Genomic DNA, 867 nt, shown 5'->3' with positions numbered 1-867 from the left:
TGCATATAACACTTACTAGCCCCTTCCTGAGCTGCTTTAAAATAAGTTCCCTGCCCTACCTTAAAACGTTTGTATGTTGTGCTGTAGCAGATTTTACTTTTATTGAACTTGTCATAGCTTAAAAAAGGGTCGCCACATACTAGACATAACTTCCAGCGCTTCGGGGTTAGTCCGATTAAATCTTGAATACCGAGCTTAATCCCTAAAGCATCCTCACAATGGTTTAAGCCTTCTTCTAATATCTCTAAATAGGACTCGTCATCTTGAAAGCTCGTAAAGTCCTGTTGTAAATCCAATTCGTTTGAATAGTAGTCAGAGGTGAAAAAGGGCAACAAAAAAGAAGCCAGCGCCTTAAAATAAAGCTGCTGCTTCTCGTTATCTATAAATCGCAGTTTATTTATAAACACTGTTTTTCACTCCTTTAAACCCATCGCTCGTTTTCACTGTGCCGCTACGGGTACCTGTTTTAGTAAGGGTTTCGGGGTAGTTTGCCAAGCTGTAATGATCCACACCGTTATTAATATCTTGCTTATAAAAATAGTCGTACCCATCTTTAATTGGGTTGTATGGCTTGCCTGTTGGTTGTTCTATAGCCAGGCTTGTCCCATGGTATGGGTAGCGGTCCGGTCTGTAAGGAAAACGCCCCATTATATCGTCTATTTCTTCGGCTGGCGGTCCTAATACACGTTGTTTCAATGTGCTTGCTGCTAATAGATCGTTGAAGTTATAAGACAATAAAGAAAGGTAGTCGCTCGTAACAGCTGCAGGCATATCGAAAATATTAATTTCGCCGCTTTCCACCTCGCGCAGCCATTCTTTTATATTGGCAGCTCGGCTTTTTCTATGTATATATCGTTTGGATTTATA

Annotated in this window: 2 protein-coding genes; both read right to left on the bottom strand. The window is 40.6% G+C overall.

From position 1 onward, the window contains the following. Positions 1-407, bottom strand: a 407-nt coding sequence (locus CVN76_RS01460) for a hypothetical protein (RefSeq protein WP_157805439.1), incomplete at its 3' end; no start/stop codon positions are given. After that, positions 394-867, bottom strand: a 474-nt coding sequence (locus CVN76_RS01455) for a hypothetical protein (protein WP_157805438.1), incomplete at its 5' end; no start/stop codon positions are given. The genes CVN76_RS01455 and CVN76_RS01460, both read right to left, overlap by 14 nt.

It is taken from the genome of Bacillus sp. mrc49, from assembly GCF_002803435.1.
This window is presented reverse-complemented; position numbering and strand designations above follow the sequence as displayed.